Below are 19,484 nucleotides of genomic sequence, written 5' to 3' on the forward strand. Positions count from 1 at the left end.
GTCACGCCCTTTCGTCGGGTGCCGCGGCGAAGACCGCATCGGCAAGAGCTGAACGGAAGCCTGCCATGGCGTTGTGCTCGCGGGACGGATGGACACGGTTGGTCAGCAGCACCACGACGACGCCGTGGTCGCGGTCCATGAGCAGCGAGGTCCCGGCGAAACCGTTATGGCCACGGGCGGTGCGGCCGTGCGCGCCCATCCACTCCTGCTGCCCGATGCGCAGGCCGAGTCCGTGGCCGAACCCGGGCCCTGAATGCGACCCGATGATGCGCCGGAGCTGGTCCTGCCAGAGCTCGACGGCGAGTGCCTCGGGCACCAGGGCCTGTGCGTGGTCGCGCAGCACCGTGCCGAGGGCCAGGACCGCCGACGCCGTCCCGAACAGGCCGGCGTTCGCGACCGCGCCGCCCAGCGCCCAGGCGGTCTCGTCGTGGACCTCGCCGCGCACCATGCCGCGCACCGACCCGCACACCGGGACCACCTGCAGTTCCGTCGCGGCGCACGCGGACCGGTCGGGGCTGAAGGTGAGGGACGCCGCCCGCGGGTCCAGCGCCGCCAGCGGGTCGAGCATCTTCGCGGCCACGAGTTCCGGCCAGGGTTGACCCGTGGCGTCCTCGGCGAGCGCCATGGCCACGGTGAAACCCACACAGGAGTAGGCGAAGGCCGTGCCCGGGGTAGTCACGAGGGGAAGAGAGAGGATGTCCGCCAGCAGAGCATCGCGTCCGGGGTGTGCCGGCATCGTCCGCCAGCCGTCCCAGGTGCCGGGCAACCCTGAGGTGTGGGTCAGCAGGTGACGCAGGGTGATGCTGCTGCGCGGTCCGCCGCGGAACGACGGCAGGTGCGCGCCTACCGGCCCGTCGAGGTCGAGGACCCCCTCGCCGACCAGGGCCAGGAGTGTGAGGGCGCTGACCACCTTCGTCACGGAGGCGAGGTCGTACACCGTCTCCGCGTGGGCCGGTACCCGTTCCTCTGCGCCGAGCGGCGATCCGTCGGGCCCGAATGCGACTGCAGTTCCCGCGGCGATCGGCCCGATCGACCGCCCGGCGATATCGACGACGGCGACGGCGGACGGGGCGACGCCAGCCGTCACCGCGTTATCGAGCAGGTCCTGCATGGAGCATTCAAGGCGCGGCGGGGCCGGATCAGAGACTGGATCAGGGGATGGACCACGGGCCTGCCAGGCGCTCGGGCCGGCGCTCGTGTCAGCGGCCGGTCCGGCGCCCGGGGCACCGCCCAGGTCGGCGTTCGGCTCAGGCGAGGACAAGCCGCGGCGTCCCCTCGGCGATCAGCGTGGCCTCGACCCCGAGCGGGATGCTGTGCGCCGCCGGGCCGTGGCCGAACCCGAGTTCCCAGATCAGCGGGATCCCCAGCGGGCACAGGAGTTCCTCAACTAGGGCCTTCACCTCGTGCAGCTCCCCGCACTTGCTCCACGAGCCGAGCGCCAGTCCCGTCATCCCCTCGAACCAACCCGCGCGCAGCAGGGACATCAGCAGCCCGTCCAGGCGGTAGATGTCTTCGGTGACGTCCTCGAGGAGCCCGATCTTGCTTTTGTCGTCGTCGATGGCAGGACGGCCGCGCGCCCCGAGTGTCATAGAGAGGAGGCTCAGGGTCCCCCCGGTCAGCACGCCGGTGGCTCGTCCCGGAACGAGCGCTTCCGCCGCCGCGCTGGTGTATTCGCGGCCCGCCTGCGGGGAGAAGAGTGACTCGTGGAGGTGCCGGCGGGCGGCGTCGTCGTCGAGCAGGGCGTCCGTGGCCACCATCGGCGCGAACAGGGTCGGCAGCCCGAGGTTCTCCGCCCAGTACTCGTGCAGCGCCGTGACATCGGAGGAGCCGATGAGGGGTTTCGGGGAGGCGGTACGCAGTCTCCCGACGTCGAGCAGGTCCAGCAGCCGCACCGCGCCGTAGCCGCCGCGGATGCAGAAGACCGCGGCGATCGATTCGTCGCACCACAGGTCCTGGAGATCGGCGGTCCGGTCCGCGTCGGTTCCCGCGAGGTAGGAGGCCCGGGGATGCCGGTCCAGCACATGGGCTCCGAGTACGGGGTCGAGGCCCCAGTCGCTGAGCAGCCGCACCGCACGCTGCACGTTCTCCTCGGTGGGGGTGCCCGAGGGAGAGACCAGTCCCACCCGGTCGCCGCGCCGCAGCAAACCGGCCCCCGTCCGGGCCGTCACGACGACGATCCCGTCGTCGCCGTTCCCGACTGCAGCAGCCCCGAGACCGGACCGGGAACCGGGAGTGGTTCGCCGCCGTCCGGGACGCTGCGGAGAGCGTCCCGCGTGGGGACGACGCTCAGGAGCTTGCGCGTGTACTCGTGCTGCGGATTCAGCAGGACCTCCTCCACCGGGCCCTCCTCGACGATCCTGCCCTGGTACATGACGACCACCCGATCGGCGATGTTCCAGGCCAACCCGAGGTCGTGGGTGATGACGAGCGCCCCCAGGCCGAGTTCGCACCGGAGCCGGAGCAGCAGGGCCAGCACTCCCGCCCGGACTGACGCGTCGAGGCTGGCGACGGGTTCGTCGGCCACGAGGAACTCCGGGTCCAGCGCGAGGGCGCCGGCGATGACCACCCGCTGGCGCTGGCCCCCGGAGAGCTCCTGCGGGATGGCCGTGAAGTACTTCTCCGGCGGGTTCAGCTCCGCCTTGGCCAGGGCCGCCGCGACGACGTCGCGTTCGTCGCCGGGCAACCGGTGCAGGCGCGGCCCTTCGGCCACGGCCTCGTACACCGAGTGCTTGGGGTTCAGGGCCGCGGTGGGATCCTGCAGCACGAACTGCACGGCCCGCCGGTACGCCTTGAGGGCCTTCCTGCGGTGCTCGAGCGGCTTCCCGCGGTAGAGGACCTCGCCGGAGGTGGGCTTCTGCAATCCGAGCAGCGTCCGGGCAAGCGTCGTCTTGCCCGAGCCCGACTGGCCCACGAGAGCCACGATCTCGCCCGCGTTGCAGGTGAGGTCGACGCCGTCGACCGCCTTCGCGGCGCCGTCGCCCCGCCCGGCGAAGCTCACCGACACGCCGCGGGCCTCCAGGACCGCTCCGGGCACGGGGGCGGGGGCCGGCACTCCCCCGGTCGACGACGGCGCGTGGGGCGCGGTGTAGGTGGGCAGGCTCAGGCGCGAGTCCGGGTCGCCGATGGTGGGGAAGGCCGAGGCGAGGGCCGCCGTGTGCGGGTGCTGCGGGTTGTGCATGACCTCCTGGGACGGGCCCTCCTCGACGATCCTCCCGTGCTGCATCACGACGATCCGCTCGCAGGTGGAGGCGAGCACGGAGAGGTCGTGGCTGATCATGATCAGGGACAGCCCGCGGTCCCGGACGAGGGAGGTGAGCAGATCCAGGACCTGGGCCTGAACCACCACGTCGAGGGCCGTGGTGGGCTCGTCGGCGATGAGCAGGTCCGGCTCGCAGGCCAGGGCCATCGCCATCATGATGCGCTGCTTCTGGCCCCCCGACAGTTCGTGCGGGTAGGACTGCCCCTTGGCCGCGGCGAGCCCCACCTGGTCCAGCAGCTCGTCGACCCGCGCGTTCCGGGCGGATTCGGTCCGGTACTTCGCGTCGGCTCCCCTGGCGTGGATGCTCAGCGCCTCGGCGATCTGGTCCCTGACCTTGCGGACGGGGTTGAGCGAGTGCATGGCGCCCTGGAAGACGATGGCCGCCTCGGTCCAGCGCACCGAGCGGAGCCGGCCCCAACTGAGGGTGGAGATGTCCTCCTCGCCCAGGAGGATGTGGCCCTCGATCGTGGCGTTCGCCGGCAGCAGTCGGAGCACCGAGACGGCGAGGGTCGATTTCCCGCAGCCTGACTCCCCCGCGATGCCCACGGTGGCGCCGGGTTCCACCACGAGGTCGACGCCGTCGACCGCCGTGACGGTGCCCCGCCCGCCGTCGTTCTGGGTGGTGTAGGTGATGCGGAGGTCCTTGAATTCCAGCCGTGCCATTAACGTCCTCGCAGCGTGGGGTTGATGACGGACTCGAGGGCGCGGCCCACGAGGGTGAAGCACAGGACGACGACGACGATCGCCAGGCCCGGCGGCATGACGTACCACCAGTACCCGCCCGTGGCCGCGCCGGTGTCGAGCGCCGATTTCAGCATGGCGCCCCAGGAGATGCTGCCGGGGTCGCCGAGGCCGAGGAAGGACAGCGTCGATTCGGCGATGATCGCCGATCCGACGGTCAGCGTGGTGTTGGCGAGGACGAGCGGCATCACGGCGGGCAGGACGTGGCGCCTGATGATGTGGCCGTCGCCGGCGCCGAGCGCCCAGGCCCGCTCGATGTAGGGGCGGGACTCGACGGTCAGGGTCTGGGAGCGGACCAGCCGGGCCGTCCCGGCCCACGACGTGACGCCGATCGCGATGACGATCGTGGTGACGCCCGGGCCGATCACGCTCGAGAGCACGATGGCGAGCACGAGTCCGGGGACCACGAGGAAGAAGTCGATGATGCGCATCAGGACGGCCTGGGTGGCTCCGGTGAAGTGTCCGGCGGCCATGCCCATGACGGTGCCGATGACCATCGAGACGAGCGTGGCGGCGAAGCCGACGACCAGGGAGATTCTCGAACCCCAGATCAGCAGGGCGAGCACCGACCGGCCGGCGGGATCCGTGCCGAGCGGATTGGCGAGGCTCGGCGGTTCGTTCCGCCCCGACGTCACCTGCGTCACGTCGAGCACGCTCGGTGGGGCGAAGAGCGGGATCGCGAAGGCGAGGGCGATGACGCACAGCAGGATGACGAGCCCCACGACGCCGGCCCGGTTGCGCCGGAACTCCTTCCAGCCCTCGGCGAAGGCCTGGCGGCGCCGTGCGGCGGCGACGCTGGTCCGCGTGGGCCGGGGGCCGGCCACCGCGCTCATGCCGACCTCAGCCGGGGATCGAGCACACGGTAGATCAGGTCTGCGAAGAAGTTCATGAGGATCACAATCGAGGAGAAGACGACGAACGTTCCCTGCAGCAGCGGGTAGTCGGGGGCCGACAGTGCCTGGAACGTGAGGTAGCCGAGGCCGGGCCAGGAGAAGACGGTCTCCACGGTCACGGCACCGCCCACCAGACCGCCGAGTGTGAGGAAGATCAGGGTCACGGTGGGGAGCAGGGCGTTGGGCACCGCATGGCGGCGCCGTACCTCGTCCTCCGTCAGCCCCTTGGCGCGCGCCGTCAGGAGGTAGTCGGAGGTCATCTCCTCCAGCAGCGATGCCCGCATGACCATGAGGTACTGCGCGTAGACCACGGCCACCATCGTCACCACCGGCAGCACCATGTGCCGCGCGGCGTCCCAGATCAGGGGGAAGCCGGTGGCGGTGGTCCCGGCGGTGAGGAGGCCGCCCGTCGGGAACCACTGCAGGCCGCCGGCGAAGGTCAGCAGCAGGATGAGTCCGAGCCAGAAGGTCGGCACCGACCAGAACACCAGTGCCAGTCCGGTCTGGGCCTTGTCGAAGAGGCTGCCGCGGCGCCAGGCCGCCTTCTGGCCCAGCCAGAGGCCGAGAATCACGGACAGCAGGGCGGCCGTCCCGGTGAGCAGGAGGGTGGGCCCGAGCCGGGTCCCGATGAGGTCCAGCACCGGCTCGTTGTAGGTGTAGGAGTAGCCGAGGTCACCCCGGAGCAGGCCCGTCAGGTACCCCCAGAACTGGACGAGCAGCGGGTCGTTGAAGCCCAGCTGCTCGCGCAGGATGTCCATCTGCTGCTCGCTGACCTGGCGCCCGGCCGCGAGGGACCGGACGGGGTCGCCGGGCAGGATCCGGAAGGCGAAGAATCCGAGCAGCACCACCATCACCAGGGAGATCAGTGCCGCGCCGGCCTTCCGCAGGGCGTAGCCGAGCCAGGTGGACCCTCCGCGGGGCTCGTCCGATGCGAGCCCCGCCGAGAGGTCCTGGGTCCCGAGGGTGGAGGACACCGCTACTGCCGGTCGTCCGCGGTGGCCCGGCGACGCTTGACCAGGACGAAGGCCGCGATGCCGCCGACCACGAGGACGCCCGCGATCGGGGCGATGATGGCCGTCGGGTTGGGCGCGGCCACCGACGCCGTCTCCACCGATGACACCGGGGTGGCACTGTAGACGCCCCAGGGGCCGTTCTGTCCGAGGATCACGCCGCCCTCGGTGGGCTGGGTGGTGAAGGGCTCGAAGCGGTCCGACCGGTAGGCCTCGAGGGAGTCGGAGTAGAACAGCACGTTGTTGACCGCGCCGTCGTAGATGAGCTTCTGCGCTTCGACGACGAGCTCGCTGCGCCGTTCCTGGTCCAGCTCGGTGTGCTGTTCCTTGTAGAGCGCGTCGAACTCAGGGGAGCACCAGTTGGATTCGCTGATGGCACCGGTGCCGTCGGCGTTGGGGCGGGAGCTGCACTGGTTGATGGACAGCTGGAAGTCCGGATCGGGGCCGATGCCCCAGCCGGTGAAGTACATGTCGTAGTTGCCGAGCGTGGAGTCGTCGTTGAGCTGGGCCGGTGCCATCGATTCACTGACGACCTCGATCCCGATCTCGCGCAGCCACGGCGTGATGTAGTCGGCCATCTGCTGGTGGGTGGCCTGCGTGTTGTTGCCCGCCAACCGGAGGCGCAGCGGGTTGCCCTCCTTGTCGGTCCGGAGGCCGTCGGCGCCCATCTCGTAGCCGGCGTCGTCCAGGATCTTGTTGGCCGCCTCGGGATCGTAGCTGTACGGCAGCTCGTCGGTGTCCCAGTGGTACAGCGGGTAGACGGCGGGGATCTCACCGGTGGCGGGCTGACCCAGTCCTTCGAGTACCCGCTCGAGCAGGGTGTTGCTGTCGATGGCACGGATGATCGCCTTGCGGAGCTCCACGTCCTGCAGGGCGGGGTTGCCGTCACCCATGATGTTCCCCTCGGAGTTAACGGTGCCCGAGTTCAGGTTGATGGCCTGGTAGCGGCGGCCCGCACCGGCATTCGTGGTGATGTTCGGCTCGTTCTCGAGCGCCTTGAACTGCGCGGGTGTGAGGCCGCCGACGACGTCGAGCTCGCCGGTCCGCAGCGCCTGCACCGCGGCGTCGCTGTTGCGGTACGGCACGAAGGTGACGCCGTCCACCTTCGCCTTGCCCCGCCAGTAGTTGGGGTTGGCCTTCATGGTGACGCCGGACGTGGCGCTGTAGTCCACCACGGTGAACGGTCCGCTGCCCACAGCGTCCTTGTCATTGGCGAAGGTCGCGGGGTCCTCCACCTCGGACCAGATGTGCTCGGGGACGATCGCGAGGCTGGAGCCGGGATTCGGTGCCTGCGGCTCGTTGAGGGTGATCACCAGGGTCTGATCGTCCGTCGCCTCGACGGACTTGATGCTCTCGAGCAGCGACCCGTTGGCCTGCTTGAGGGCGTCGCTCTCCTCGATCGCACGGAAGGTGAAGGCGGCGTCGTTCGCGGTGATCGGCTCGCCGTCGGACCACTTCCTGTCTTCGGCGAAGGTGAAGGTCCACTCGGTGCCGTCCTCGGAGGTCTCCCACGACTCGGCGAGCCCGGGGACCACCTCGTTGTTCTCGGCGCTGTAGCTGACGAGGCCCTCGTACTGCATGGTGAGGATGTTCGTGCTCGACGCGAGGATCGCGATGAAGGGATTGAGTGAATCGATGTCGCCGGTGAGCGCGAGCTTGAGCGTCACCGGATCGGGCTCCTCCGCAGCGGTGGCCGCGGAGGATGCGAGGGACCCGGGGACGAGGGCCAGCGACAACGCGGCGAGGGCCGACACCGCCCGGCGGAGCCTGGCATGCCTCCCCCACGTCGAGGTTCCCGGAGTGCCGGTCGGATCGGGGAGGGAATGTGCCATCGGTTCTCTTTCGCTAAGGCCTGCAGGCGCACGGATCGAGTGCCTGGGGCCGTCGATCCGAACAGAAGTGCGAGGAAAAGACTCGACAGCCGTGTCGTCGGTGGCTGCGATGTAAGCAAGCTACACAATTGGGTATTGTGATGCAAACCACTTGCGAAGCCGTGTCGGGCCCTTCGGCCCACGGCGCCGCAAGCGCTCCGACATGGAATGTTTCCCCCATATTTCAAGCGAGGACCAATGGCCGTGATCGACACCGCGGAGCTCTGCGCCCGACTCATCCGCTTCGACACCAGCAACTACGGCGACGGCAAGAGTGCGGGTGAACGGGACATCGCCGACTACATCCACGGACTCCTCGTGGATGCCGGGTACGACGCGCTCATCCTCGGACCCACGCCGGATCGCTCGTCCGTCGTGGTGCGCGTCCCGGGAACCGACCGGGCCCTGCCGGGCCTCCTCGTCCATGCGCACCTCGACGTGGTGCCGGCCGAACCCGAACAGTGGACGGTGGACCCGTTCGCGGGGACGATCAGCGACGGGTACGTCTGGGGCAGGGGTGCCAGCGACATGAAGGACATGGTGGCCATGACCCTGGCCACCCTGCTGCGGTGGGCGGCCGACGGGTCGGAGCCCCGGCGTGACGTCGTCGTCGCCTTCGTGGCCGACGAGGAGGACAAGGGCGACTACGGGGCACTCTGGCTCGCCGCCGAGCACCCCGAGCTGTTCCGGGGGGTCGAAGCGGCGATCGGGGAATCCGGTGGGGTGCCGAGCCTGCTCACCTCGGAGGCCGGCGCGGAGGTCCGCCTCTACCCGGTAGCGGCAGCCGAGCGCGGAACCCTCCACATGCGGGTCACGGCCACGGGAACCTCCGGCCACGGCTCGAGGCCCAACGCGGACAACGCCGTGACCCACCTGATCCGCGCGCTCCACCGCGTCACGGAGCACGCCTGGCCCATCGTCCTCACCCCCACCGTCCGCGCGTACCTCGACCAGACCTCCGCGGCGCTCGGCTTCGCCGCGGATCTGGAGAGCGACGCCGGGATCGAGGCGGCCGTGGACCGCCTGGGCGACGCCGGGACGGTCGCCCGCACCACGATCCGGTGCTCGGCCACCCCTACCGTCCTCGACGCCGGCTACAAGGTCAACGTCATTCCCGGCACGGCGTCCGCCGAACTCGACGTGCGGTGCCTCCCCGGAACCGAGGAGCAGACGCTCGCCGCCCTCGACGACCTGCTCGGCCCCCGCATCACGCGGCGGTTCCTGTCCCATCAGCCCCCCGTCGAGGCGCCCATCGATTCCCCGTGGTTCAGGGCCATGCGGGACGCCCTCCAGCGGCACGACCCTGCCGCCGTCGTCGTGCCCCGGTGCCTGGGCGGCGGAACGGACGCGAAGGCCTTCGCGCCGCTGGGCATCGCCTGCTACGGGTTCTCCCCGCAGGGAGCCGACCCGGACGGACGCACCTCCGACGGCGTCCACGGCGTCGACGAACGCGTCCCGGTCCACGGGCTGCGGACGGGCCAGGTCATCCTGCAGGACTTCCTGACGCATGTCTGACGTGCACGCCTCCTGGCCGAAAGGACGTCCATGGGCGCCATGACCCACCCCCTGCCCCCCGAGGGCCCCGACGAGATCTCCGCCCGGATCCGCGCGAGCCTCTCGGGCCTGCCACCCGCAGCCCAGAAGGTCGCGCGCCTCATCCTCGATGACCCCGACCACGTGGCAGGTTCCTCCATGTCGTCCCTGGAGAAGGAGATCGGCGTCAGTGGGGCGAGCATCGTCAGGGCGGCGAAAGCCCTCGGCTACGCGGGATACCCGCAGCTCCGCCTGGCCCTCGCGGCGGCATCGGGCAGGGGCACTCCCCCCGATGCCGTGACCGGCGGGGTACGCCGGGACGACGCGACGGCGGACATCATCGCCAAGCTCGCCCACGCGGAGCAGCAGGCCATCCGTGAGACCGCGGCCCACCTGGACCCGGCCGTGGTCGAGGCGGCGGCCGGAGCGCTCGCCCGGGCCAACCGGATCCTGTCCTTCGGCGTCGGCGCCTCCGGCCTGGTGGCTGCCGACCTCCAGCAGAAGCTGACCCGTGCCGGATTCATCTGCCACAGCCCCGCCGATCTCCACCTCGGCATGACCGAGGCAGCGCTGCTGGGGGCACCCGCCGTCGCCGTCATCGTGTCGGACTCCGGCGAGACCCGTGAGGCGCTCGCCGTCCTCGAGGTCGCGGCGGAGGCGGGGGCGGTCACGATCGCGCTCACCGGTGCCGAGACCTCCAGCCTGGCCAGGGCTGCCGACTACCCCCTCATCGCGGCGGGCAGCGAGCGCGGCCCGAGGCCCGGCGCCCTATCCAGCAGGATCGGCCAGCTGCTGGTGGTCGACTGCCTGTTCGTCGCGCTCACCCACCAGGACTTCGCGTCGAGTGACGCTGCCCTGACCACCACCCGGGCGGTCATCACCTCACACCGCAACGCCCGTCCCCATGGCTGAGCACGCACGCCTCGTCTGCGGCGTCGACGTCGGTGGCTCGGGCTGCCGGGTCGCCGTCGTACCTGCCGCGGCGCCTGATGGGCGACCGTCGAGCTACCCCCGGTTCCAGGGACCCGGCCTCGACATCGGCCGGAACGGCGTGGACGCCACCGGTCTGCTGGCGTCCCTGGCTCCCCTCGTGGCCCAGGCACGCGCAGCGGCCGGCGGCGGGGACATCACCGCGATCGCCGTGGGCGCGGCGAGTGTGGCAAGCCTGCTCGAGGACGTCGCGGCGCTGCATGACGGGCTTCGCGCCATCAGCGGGGCATCGCTGACCTTCGTCGCATCGGACATCGTCACCTCGCACCTGGGGGCGCTCGGTGGGGAGCCCGGCGTCGTCGTCGCCGCCGGCACCGGTGCCATCGCCCTCGGCACCGATCACCACACGAGGTGGCACTGCGCCGACGGCTGGGGGCATCTCCTGGGCGACGTCGGCAGCGGCGCGTGGGTGGGCCGGCGAGCACTCGAAACCGCCCTGCGGGCTCACGACGGACGGGCAGGAGGCTCGCCGGCGCTCCTGGCGTCCCTGACCGGGCAGTTCGGCTCACCGGACCAGCTGGTCTCGGGGCTCTACAGCAGCCCGAACCGATCGGCCGTCCTCGCCTCCTTCGTGCCGGCGACGGCAGCCGCAGCGCACGACGGCGATCCCGTGGCGTCCGGCATCCTGCGGCACGCCGGTGCCGAGCTGGCCGGCACCTGCAGCGCGGCCTTCGTCCCCGGCCTGCCCCTCACCGTCGCGTGGACCGGAGGGCTGTTCGAGGCCTCTCCCCTGGTCCTCGCTGCCTTCTCCGAACACCTGACGGCTCTCCGGCCCGGGGTACGCCTGACGCCCGCTTCCGGGACGTCGCTCGACGGCGCGATGGGGCTCGCTGCTGCCGGGGCGCTCGGCCGCGGGACACTCCAGGATCGACCTCCGTTCCTCACCAGCGTCCGGCACGAGTTGTCCGCGGCCCGTCGGATGCCGGGCTCACGCCTGGAGGCGTGACGTCGCCTGACTCGTCGGAGCGCTCGATCCCGCGGTCGACGTCGGGTCACACGGCCCTTGCCGCCCACGAGACGGCCCACCAGAATCGAGCGATGAAACAGCGAAGCCCTGAGGAAACCCTGAAGGAGTCGTACCCCGGCATCGGGATCGCCCTCGGAGCGGGGGCCGGATGCGCCATCGGGGTGGCGATCGCCGGTGGACCCGGCATCGCGATCGGCGCCGCCATCGGTGCGGGTGTCGGACTCGTGGTCGGCGCGATCGCCCGGTCAGTATCTAAGCCGTCGCCGGGGTCGTCGTCGGGGTCGTCGTCGGGGTCGCCGTCGGGGAACCCAGAGCCTGAGCCCTGACGCGGCCTGAGTCAGCCACTACTCCGGACGGGCAGTCCACCCGTCAGGCTTGCAGGGACCGCCAGTCCGCCCGGGCGGCCCAGATTAGGACGGCGAGCGCCGGGACGCTCCACAGCCAGAATCCCCAGCCGAACAGCATGAGCCCCACATGGAACGCGATGACGCCGATCCAGCCGGCCTTCGCCCACTGACCTCCGCGGAGGAGCAGGACCCCCAGGGTGGCCTCGCCCGCGGCGAGCGCGAGACCCCAGCGTGCCGGAGCGGCCATGAAGATCTCGTTCCAGGCCTTCTCGATGAGCGGGAGGAACGATTCCTGGGCGAAGGAAGCGTACAACTGCGGGTCGGCCATTACGATCCCGAGGTGCACTCCTCCCGTGAACAGGAAGAATCCGCCCACGATCTTCCGGGCCAGCCCCGTTCGCTTCCGGCCCTCGCTGTGATCGGGCGCGGATGGCCGATCCTTCGTGATCTTCAGCATGGTCGCCTCGGCTTCCGGATGGGCCCGCACGACGGGCGGCGGAATCGTGTCCTCTTCCATTGTTTTAGTTCCGACCCTGAGGGACAGGGCCCTTGGTCCCCGGGCGGAGACCAGCCAAGAGCTCACGCGCCGCCCCTCGGGCCTTCGGGTGGTCATTGCCCGGCCCACCGGCACGGCCCCGATCCCGGGTTGATCAGGAACGGCTGCGGCTGCGGAGTCGTCGGCCGTACTTCTGCTGGAGGGTGCGAGCTTCGACCAGCACGGACGGCCCGTCGAGGTCTTCTCGACCTGGCACCATCAGGACGACGTGGTGTTCGACATCGACATCAAGAGCGAACCCGGCCAGGCTGGCCCGGCCGGCGGGTTCGCCGTCGTCGCCTGCTGCCGACGCCCCTGACGCGGTCGCCGACGGGGCCAACCGGCCCGGGCGGAACTGCTCCACTTCGCCGACGACCTGTTGCGCAACGGTTCGTGATGACGGTGCAAAGCAAGCGTGCTAATCCGTGGCGTCCTGGCCTGGTAAGCCAGCGGTCGCCGCGAGATCCCGCAGCATGCAATCATGCAACTCGCGGGTGGCCGTGGCCAGACCGACTCCGGAATAGATCGAATCGACTCCTCCGAAATCGGTGAAGATGCCCCCGGCCTCTCTCATGATGACCGGCATAGGAGCTACGTCGAAGGGCGAGACCGTGAAGTCGATCATCGCGTCTGCTTGTCCGGCCGCTACGAGCGCGTAGCCGAACCCATCTCCCCACGTACGAATGACGCCGTCCTGATTCTGGATCCGGTCGATAAGGTCGATCGGCCAGTCCTCGAGCCACGTCGAGAGGACATAGGCTCCCTGCACGTCGCGGCGGCTCGACGTTTCCAATCGCCTGCCCTGCCCATCGAAGCATCCACGGCCTGACTGGGCGTAGACCAAACGATTCAGGCTGGGTAGCGCAATGGCGCCGAATTCGATTCCTTGGGTCGATTCGTACGCCAGGAGCGTGGAGTACAGCGGCACACCATGGATGAAGGACTTGGTGCCATCGATCGGGTCCATGATCCATCGGCCGCCGGATGTCCCCTTTACCTCTGGAAATTCCTCACCCAGCAGGCCGTCGTCCGGGAAGTGACGGGAGAGCTCGTCGCGGAGATGTCGCTCCACGTTGCGGTCGGCCTCCGTAACGGGAGTTCCATCGTCTTTCTGTTCCACGCGGAAATGTGCTTCGTCGAACCAGGACCGGGCCATGTCCGAGCCCGCCTCGAGGATACTCAGGGCATTTTGGAACCGTGCATCAATGGTCATAGTGCGTCCCTCGTTGAAGATGGTTGATTGTGGCTCAGCGCCACCTGCACACCGGCGGGCATCCCGCTCCGCGAGAGCACCACGCCCCGGATCCGCCCGGACTGGCCGGTCCTGCCGTGCCAATGCTGCAGACCATCACCAGGTGAACCGTCCTGCACGACGGCCGGGAAACCACGCAATGGTCTACGCGCGTGAACCAAAGGGCCAGGCTCCGGCGGCGCTACGGCCATGGTGGCTCCTCGTGCTGCGGGTCGGGAAGAAGAGCATCTGGACAACGGGTGTGATCCAGATCATATACTGGGCGGTAATTCCGCGAAGCCTACCGGCGAGAGAATTCAATGGTCCATTCAGATGCACCAATGAGCATTGACGTCATCGTCGATCGCCTCCTGATGCTGATGGCTGAGCTGAATGACCGCGGGGAATCAAGGCTCCCCTCCGAGCGGATCCTGGCGTCGCAACTCGGCGTGGCCCGCGGAACCCTGCGCAAGGCCCTGGAGTGGCTGCAGGGCGAGGGAATCGTGGAGCGCCGGGTGGGCCGCAACGGCGGAACACTCGTCCGGCAGGAGCATCCCGCACTGCAGTTGGGAGGACTGGACCCGCATGCTTCACTCAAGGTGCACCGCCAGTTGCACCGGATTCAAGGCATTCCGGCGCTACTGAGCGAGCAGGGGATCCTGTCGACCACTCGCGTACTCAGGACAGAGGAGCGCGGCGCCAACACCACAGAGACCGCCGCCCTCGGCCTTGATCATGGAGCGCGGGTCCTGGTCATCCTGCGCCTTCGCCTGGCGAATTCCGAGCCGCTCTCGTTGGAGCAGATGACGTTGCCGGCCGCGCGTTTCCCAGACCTGCTTGATCGCTCGTTGAACTCGTTGTACGAGATGTTCGAGCGGGACTACGGCGTCACGTTGGCGTCCGTGGACGAAACCATCAACATCTCCCTGGCCAGCGCGAGCGTCGCCCAGCTGCTGAAGGTCACCATCGGGACGCCACTGTTCGACATCGACCGGATCTCGCGGGACGCGTCAGGTGCACCCGTCGAGCTGTCGCACGACCTCTTCAACGCCACCCTCACCACCCTTACCCACACCGCGAACAATTGCGCGGATGACGTCGGCCTGGACCACCAGCGTTCTCTCATGATGGAGCCAGATTCCACCGTGGAACGACGGCTGCGGAGCCACGCCTAACCATCGAAGGAGGAGTTTCATGCCTGTTCAGGAACGGCTTTCGGAGTTCACGCGGATGCGCGATCTCAAGGAGATCCAATGGTCCGGCCCCATTCCCCAGCTGCCCTCCCCCAGCTGGTGGGCCTCCGACAACACGCTTATCCGTGGCCGGAGTGAGGAACACGGCCGGGTCATCGCCAAGGTGATGAGTCGCCATGCGTGGTCCTGGCGTAACCGCCACAGCATGATCCAGGCTGCGGTGGCGGCCGGCGAGAACGGAATCGGCCCCAGGGTCCACGCCTACGACCAGGAAATCGGCATCCTCCTTGTGGAGGAGTTGGCGGACGACTGGCGCGTGGTTCGCCTGGACTACTACGCCGACCCCCAGTTCCGCGCGAACCTTCTCAGCACGCGTAGAGCCTTCGCTGCACTCGATCTGAACCTGGCCCCACGCAGTCCCATCGCTGACCTCATCCAGCTCGAGGAGGAGTGCCGCGATCGAGGAGTAGCCCTCGACCCACGGGTCACCACCGGCGTCGAGCACGTACTGCGCTTCAAGGAGGTACTGCTCGAGTACCGCAGAGGCGTGGAGCTCCGACCCTCGCAGGGCGAAGCGACCTCGTCCAATCTGATGGTCCATCGGGACGGTCAGGTGAGGATCGTCGGCTGGGGCTCAGCCGCACAGCTGTCCCAGGTCCATGACACGGCCCTCCTGGTGTCCGAGGCATGCCCCACGGTGCTCAGCGCGGAGGCACTGGTGCGGGAGGTGATGCCGGAGGCCACGTCGAAGGACGTCGCCGTGGTGCAGGTCATCTCGCTCGTCGAGCACCTGCGGTGGTCCCTGCTCACCTCCCTGCGCGCGGCCACCGACCCGGACGAGGACCTCGACTCCATCAAGTACGGACTCTGGCACATGACCCTCGCCGAAATCGCCCTTGCCGACCGTCACTTCATGACCGAACTAGAGAAGGAACTGTCCTGATGACTACCCAGACCGACATCGATACACTCTCGGACAGCGCCAACCGCAATCCGGAATGGGCAGGATCCACACCGGTCGTCAATCCGGTCCCAGGGGGCCTGACGAATCACAACTTCCGGCTCTCCATGACCGGGATCGAGCATGAGATCTTCGCCAAGATCCCCGGCCCGGGCACGGAGGCGTTCATCGACCGCTCAGTGGCCAACGCGGCCGCACGCCAGGCCGCAGAGGTCGGCATCAGCCCGCGCGTCCTGTTCTTCGACGACAAGACCGGGATCGAGTATTCCGAGTTCCTCGGGGAGGGTTACCGGACCGCGACGACTCTCGACTTCCAGAGCATGGAACTTCTGGAGAAGATCATCGACATCTACCAGGCGTGGCACAAGACGCCGCCACTACCCCAGACCAAGACGATGCTGGACATGGTGGACGAGCACCTGGATCAGGTCCGCGGTTCTGCGATCGCCCTGCCCTCCTGGGCTGACGACGTCGTCGAGGCGTATGGTCGCGCGGCCGAGCGCTTCCGCGCCTCCGGGCTGACCCTTGTCCCCGCGCACAACGATCCGATGCCGGGCAATTTCCTGCTGGGAGACGACGGATCGGTGAAGTTGGTTGATTTCGATTACGCAGCCAACAACGAAGTGACCTACGAGCTTGCTCTACTTTTCACCGAGATGTTCACCAGCGTGGACGATACCCGGGTACTCGTCCGTCGCTACCGGGGCAAGGACGACGAGGCGTTCTTCGCTCGTGTCATGGTGTGCCGCATGATCTGTGATACCAAGTGGGGGCTGTGGGGCCTGATCAACAATGCGGTCCGGGATGAGGAATTCGACTACTACAAATACGGCACCTGGAAGCTCTACCGCAGCTTCCTCGTCTCGAAGCACCCACAGTTCGAAGAGTGGCTGGATCTGATCTGATGGTCAGCGCTGACGACCGGGACGGGCTCCTGCGTACCTTCAGTGCATTCTCCGAGATCGGAGCGAAGAACGGTGGCCTCCATCGCCTTGCCGGCACACCGGAGGATGGTGCAGCCCGCAGCCTCCTGACGTCCAGCTTCCGGGAACGGGGCTACACGGTGGCACGTGACGTGGTCGGGAACCTCTTCGGGTTCGTGCTCCCACCGGACGAACGGCCCACGATCCTCCTCGGCTCGCACCTGGACTCGCAGCCGGACGGCGGACGATTCGACGGACAGACCGGTGTGGTGATCGCACTGTGGGCAGCACGCGTTCTCGAGCCGAAGATCCGGTCAGGTGAGCTGCCGTTCAACCTGGGCGTGGTGAACTGGACCAACGAGGAAGGCGCCCGGTTCCAGCCGAGCGTGCTCGGCAGCAGCGTCTTCACCGGCCGCATCCCGGTCCAAACGGCTCTCGGCGCGACAGATTCTCGCGGGGCCACGCTCGGAGAGAGCCTGGCCGAGATCGATGCCCTGGGAAACGACGAGGTCCCCCTCCCCGCGGCCTACCTCGAGGTCCACGCGGAGCAAGGCTGCATACTCGAACGCGAAAGCGTGGACATCGGCGTCGTGGAGGGCGCGTGGGGTGCCCTGAAACTGGACGTCCGGGTCATCGGCTTGCAGACACATACCGGCCCACCCCCTATGGCGGAGCGCGTCGATGCGCTGTACGCGACCGCACTCCTGATCACCGCGGTGCGCGACATGGGCCTCGGTCAGCCCGATGGTCGACTCCACACGACGGTCGGTTCTCTCCGGATCACTCCCGACTCCCCGAACTGCACCCCGTCCGACGTCCGCTCCAAGGTCGAGCTGCGGTCCGACGATCCCACGATCCTGGCCGCTTCGAGGACCGAGTTCGACGTGGTCCTCGAGGAGATCGGCCGGGTGACGGGGGCGAGCCTGGAAGTCTCTGCCGAGTCGCTGCGTGAGACGACGCGCATGTGGCCAGAAGGCCCCGAAATCCTGGAACGGGCAGCGACCGGCTGTCAGTTGTCGAGCCGGCGCATGAAGACCGTCGCCGGACACGATGCCCTCGTCATGAACACCGCAGTACCGAGCATGCTTTTCTTTCTTCCCAGCGTGGGCGGACAGACTCATAACTGCCGTGAAATGACCGAGGACAGGGACCTGGTGAATGGGCTCAGCGTGATGGTGAAGGCGGTGGAGACCCTGGGAGAAGCTTTCGCGAGTAGCCCCGACGACGATGGAAATCCAGACTCCTAGGACAGCGATGCATTTGACGGGATCGACCGGTCGCTCAACGGCCTCATGAGGGCTGAGGCCCTGTTGGAACTGAAGGAGGGCTGACCCGCGGACCTTCGGCTCTATCAGGGCCGGGAGCACCACGGGACGCTGAAGGAGGACCCTGGCCGCCACCTCCGGAAGGCTGACGACACCCGATGGCCACCGACCTCGACACGGACCCCACTCCCTCCACGCGCGTGCTGACGATGATGGAACCCGTTTGGGCCGTCCGGCGGATCGGCGCTGCGGTCGCCCTGGCGGTCACCGCTGGCTGCGGCCTCCTGCTGGGCTGGTGGACTCCCCGCGGTCCCCTCACCACTGCGGAGTCGCTCGGCACGATGCTTTTCTGCCTGCTGGTCGGCGCCGCCGTCGGATTCGTCCTCCGGTCGCGGTGGGCGATGCTGGCCGCGCCTGCGGTGGTCGTCGTCGTCGTCGAACTCACGCGCATGGGCACGGACGGGCCCACTGTGGACGAGATCTCCATGAGCCCCTACGGCATCCTCGCGTTCGTCGTCGGGCGCGGCTTCCATGCCTTCCTCGCCCTGCCCCCGATGATCCTGGGTGCAGCGATCGGTGCCGGAGCAGCGCGACGACGCACGCGCTCCCCCGATGACACCCACCGGGCGGGTGCCGGCGTCGTCGTCCGCCGGGCTGTTGCGGCCCTCACGGCGGTGGCGCTCATCGCACTCGCGGTGGTCATCGCCCGGCCGGCCGGCACCGATCCGATCCAGGCCGCGGACGGGGAGCCCGTGACCGGCAGCATCGCCGAACTCACGACGGTGGAGGCCGGGGGCAAGGACCTCGGCCTCATGCTGCGCGGCGCCGACGTCGGGAAGCCCGTCCTGCTGTTCCTCGCGGGCGGCCCGGGCGGATCCGAGCTGGGCGCGATGCGCAATCATCTGCAGGAGCTGGAGGACCACTTCGTCGTCGCCACGCTGGACCAGCGGGGCACCGGGACGTCGTACCCGGCGCTGGATCCGGCGTCCACCCTCACCCTCGGGAGTTCTGTCGAGGACGCGATCACGGTCACGAACGTGCTGCGGGAGCGCTTCGGCGAGGACCGGATCTACCTGATGGGCCAGTCTGGCGGGACGATCTACGGCATCCTCGCCGCCGCGCAGGAGCCGGAGCTCTACCACGCGTTCATCGGCACCGGGCAGATGGTGAGCCCGCTCGAGACGGACACCATCTTCTACGAGGACACCCTCGCCTGGGCCGAGCAATCCGGCGATACGGCGCTGGTGGCGGAGCTGGAACGGATCGGTCCGCCGCCCTATGCGGACATGCTCGACTACGAGACCGCGCTGTCCTACGAGGACCAGGTGTACCCCTACGACCACACCGGCAATTCGGAGGGCGAGGGCGGGTTCTCGGAGAACTTCATCGTCCCCGAGTACACCCTCACCGACCAGGTCCACCTGCTCGGCGCGTTCATGGACACCTTCTCGGTCATCTACCCCCAGCTCCAGGACACCGACTTCCGCACCGACGCCACCACCCTCGATGTCCCCGTGTACTTCGTGCAGGGCGCCCACGAGGCCCGCGGCCGCGCCGAGCCGTTCGCCGAATGGTTCGAAATGCTCGAGGCCCCGGTCAAGGAGACCACCGAGCTCTCGACCTCCGGCCACCGTCCGCTGTTCGAGCAGCCCGACGAGTTCGTGGGCTATCTGCGCGACACGGTGCTCGTCCGGACACCGCCGTCCTGACCGGACCCGCGGCCGGAAGTCCTCGGGTCAGCGGAGGATGCTGCAGCAGTGTGCAG

The 19,484-nt window shown here is 68.8% G+C and carries 18 protein-coding genes; 9 read left to right on the plus strand and 9 right to left on the minus strand.

Going from position 1 to position 19,484, the window contains the following annotated elements:
• Position 1 precedes the first annotated feature (1 nt).
• From RY94_RS09270 to RY94_RS09295, 6 genes are all read right to left on the minus strand, one after another.
• Positions 2 to 1,111, minus strand: a complete 1,110-nt coding sequence (locus tag RY94_RS09270; RefSeq protein WP_052274186.1) for a serine hydrolase domain-containing protein — start codon at positions 1,109 to 1,111, stop codon at positions 2 to 4.
• A 136-nt stretch (positions 1,112 to 1,247) separates the two neighbouring features.
• Entirely contained in the window at positions 1,248 to 2,168 is a 921-nt protein-coding gene (locus tag RY94_RS09275; protein WP_052274187.1) for a S66 peptidase family protein, read from the minus strand.
• Positions 2,165 to 3,922: a dipeptide ABC transporter ATP-binding protein gene (locus RY94_RS09280; protein ID WP_082046215.1), complete on the minus strand. Its 1,758-nt coding sequence runs from the start codon at positions 3,920 to 3,922 to the stop codon at positions 2,165 to 2,167. Before RY94_RS09280 ends, RY94_RS09275 begins: the two co-directional genes overlap by 4 nt.
• Positions 3,922 to 4,833: an ABC transporter permease gene (locus tag RY94_RS09285; protein WP_052274188.1), complete on the minus strand. Its 912-nt coding sequence runs from the start codon at positions 4,831 to 4,833 to the stop codon at positions 3,922 to 3,924. The genes RY94_RS09280 and RY94_RS09285 overlap by 1 nt, the downstream gene beginning before the upstream one ends.
• Complete coding sequence (locus RY94_RS09290) at positions 4,830 to 5,867, minus strand: ABC transporter permease (RefSeq protein ID WP_043444343.1); 1,038 nt, start codon at positions 5,865 to 5,867, stop codon at positions 4,830 to 4,832. The genes RY94_RS09285 and RY94_RS09290 overlap by 4 nt, the downstream gene beginning before the upstream one ends.
• Positions 5,868 to 5,869: 2 nt before the next feature.
• Positions 5,870 to 7,735 carry an ABC transporter substrate-binding protein gene (locus RY94_RS09295; protein ID WP_052274189.1) on the minus strand — a complete coding sequence of 622 codons (1,866 nt, stop codon included), beginning with the start codon at positions 7,733 to 7,735 and terminating at the stop codon, positions 5,870 to 5,872.
• Positions 7,736 to 7,972: 237 nt separating this feature from the next.
• Between RY94_RS09295 and RY94_RS09300 the strand changes: the two genes are divergently transcribed.
• The 4 genes from RY94_RS09300 to RY94_RS17850 all read left to right on the plus strand — a co-directional run bounded on the left by RY94_RS09300 (position 7,973) and on the right by RY94_RS17850 (position 11,590).
• Positions 7,973 to 9,289, plus strand: a complete 1,317-nt coding sequence (locus RY94_RS09300; protein ID WP_043444345.1) for a M20/M25/M40 family metallo-hydrolase — start codon at positions 7,973 to 7,975, stop codon at positions 9,287 to 9,289.
• 30 nt (positions 9,290 to 9,319) lie between these two features.
• On the plus strand, positions 9,320 to 10,219 hold the full coding sequence (locus RY94_RS09305; protein WP_197060638.1) for a MurR/RpiR family transcriptional regulator: 900 nt from the start codon (positions 9,320 to 9,322) through the stop codon (positions 10,217 to 10,219).
• Positions 10,212 to 11,243, plus strand: coding sequence for an N-acetylglucosamine kinase (locus tag RY94_RS09310; RefSeq protein ID WP_052274190.1), 1,032 nt, complete (start codon positions 10,212 to 10,214; stop codon positions 11,241 to 11,243). Before RY94_RS09305 ends, RY94_RS09310 begins: the two co-directional genes overlap by 8 nt.
• A 92-nt stretch (positions 11,244 to 11,335) precedes the next feature.
• The gene (locus RY94_RS17850) at positions 11,336 to 11,590 is read left to right on the plus strand and encodes a hypothetical protein (RefSeq protein WP_156135111.1); all 255 of its coding nucleotides are present in this window, start codon (positions 11,336 to 11,338) and stop codon (positions 11,588 to 11,590) included.
• Between the two features lie 43 nt (positions 11,591 to 11,633).
• Here RY94_RS17850 and RY94_RS09315 read toward each other — a convergent pair whose 3' ends face one another.
• The 3 genes from RY94_RS09315 to RY94_RS09320 form a co-directional block, all read right to left on the minus strand.
• Positions 11,634 to 12,128: a hypothetical protein gene (locus RY94_RS09315; protein WP_197060639.1), complete on the minus strand. Its 495-nt coding sequence runs from the start codon at positions 12,126 to 12,128 to the stop codon at positions 11,634 to 11,636.
• Between the two features lie 133 nt (positions 12,129 to 12,261).
• A complete protein-coding gene (locus tag RY94_RS17855; RefSeq protein WP_156135112.1) occupies positions 12,262 to 12,510 on the minus strand; it encodes a hypothetical protein in 249 nt (82 codons plus the stop codon).
• A gap of 54 nt (positions 12,511 to 12,564) precedes the next feature.
• On the minus strand, positions 12,565 to 13,359 hold the full coding sequence (locus RY94_RS09320; RefSeq protein ID WP_052274191.1) for an inositol monophosphatase family protein: 795 nt from the start codon (positions 13,357 to 13,359) through the stop codon (positions 12,565 to 12,567).
• Positions 13,360 to 13,718: 359 nt separating this feature from the next.
• Here RY94_RS09320 and RY94_RS09325 point away from each other — a divergent pair, with 359 nt between their 5' ends.
• From RY94_RS09325 to RY94_RS09345, 5 genes are all read left to right on the plus strand, one after another.
• A complete protein-coding gene (locus tag RY94_RS09325) occupies positions 13,719 to 14,552 on the plus strand; it encodes a GntR family transcriptional regulator (protein WP_052274192.1) in 834 nt (277 codons plus the stop codon).
• 19 nt (positions 14,553 to 14,571) lie between these two features.
• Positions 14,572 to 15,513 carry a hypothetical protein gene (locus RY94_RS18145; protein ID WP_197060640.1) on the plus strand — a complete coding sequence of 314 codons (942 nt, stop codon included), beginning with the start codon at positions 14,572 to 14,574 and terminating at the stop codon, positions 15,511 to 15,513.
• The gene (locus RY94_RS09335) at positions 15,513 to 16,436 is read left to right on the plus strand and encodes a choline/ethanolamine kinase family protein (RefSeq protein WP_043444349.1); all 924 of its coding nucleotides are present in this window, start codon (positions 15,513 to 15,515) and stop codon (positions 16,434 to 16,436) included. Before RY94_RS18145 ends, RY94_RS09335 begins: the two co-directional genes overlap by 1 nt.
• Positions 16,436 to 17,701, plus strand: coding sequence for a hydantoinase/carbamoylase family amidase (locus RY94_RS09340; RefSeq protein ID WP_052274193.1), 1,266 nt, complete (start codon positions 16,436 to 16,438; stop codon positions 17,699 to 17,701). The genes RY94_RS09335 and RY94_RS09340 overlap by 1 nt, the downstream gene beginning before the upstream one ends.
• A 176-nt stretch (positions 17,702 to 17,877) precedes the next feature.
• A complete protein-coding gene (locus tag RY94_RS09345; RefSeq protein WP_052274194.1) occupies positions 17,878 to 19,428 on the plus strand; it encodes an alpha/beta fold hydrolase in 1,551 nt (516 codons plus the stop codon).
• Positions 19,429 to 19,484 lie beyond the last annotated feature (56 nt).

The organism is Arthrobacter sp. L77, assembly GCF_000816565.1.
GTDB lineage: Bacteria > Actinomycetota > Actinomycetes > Actinomycetales > Micrococcaceae > Arthrobacter_D > Arthrobacter_D antioxidans.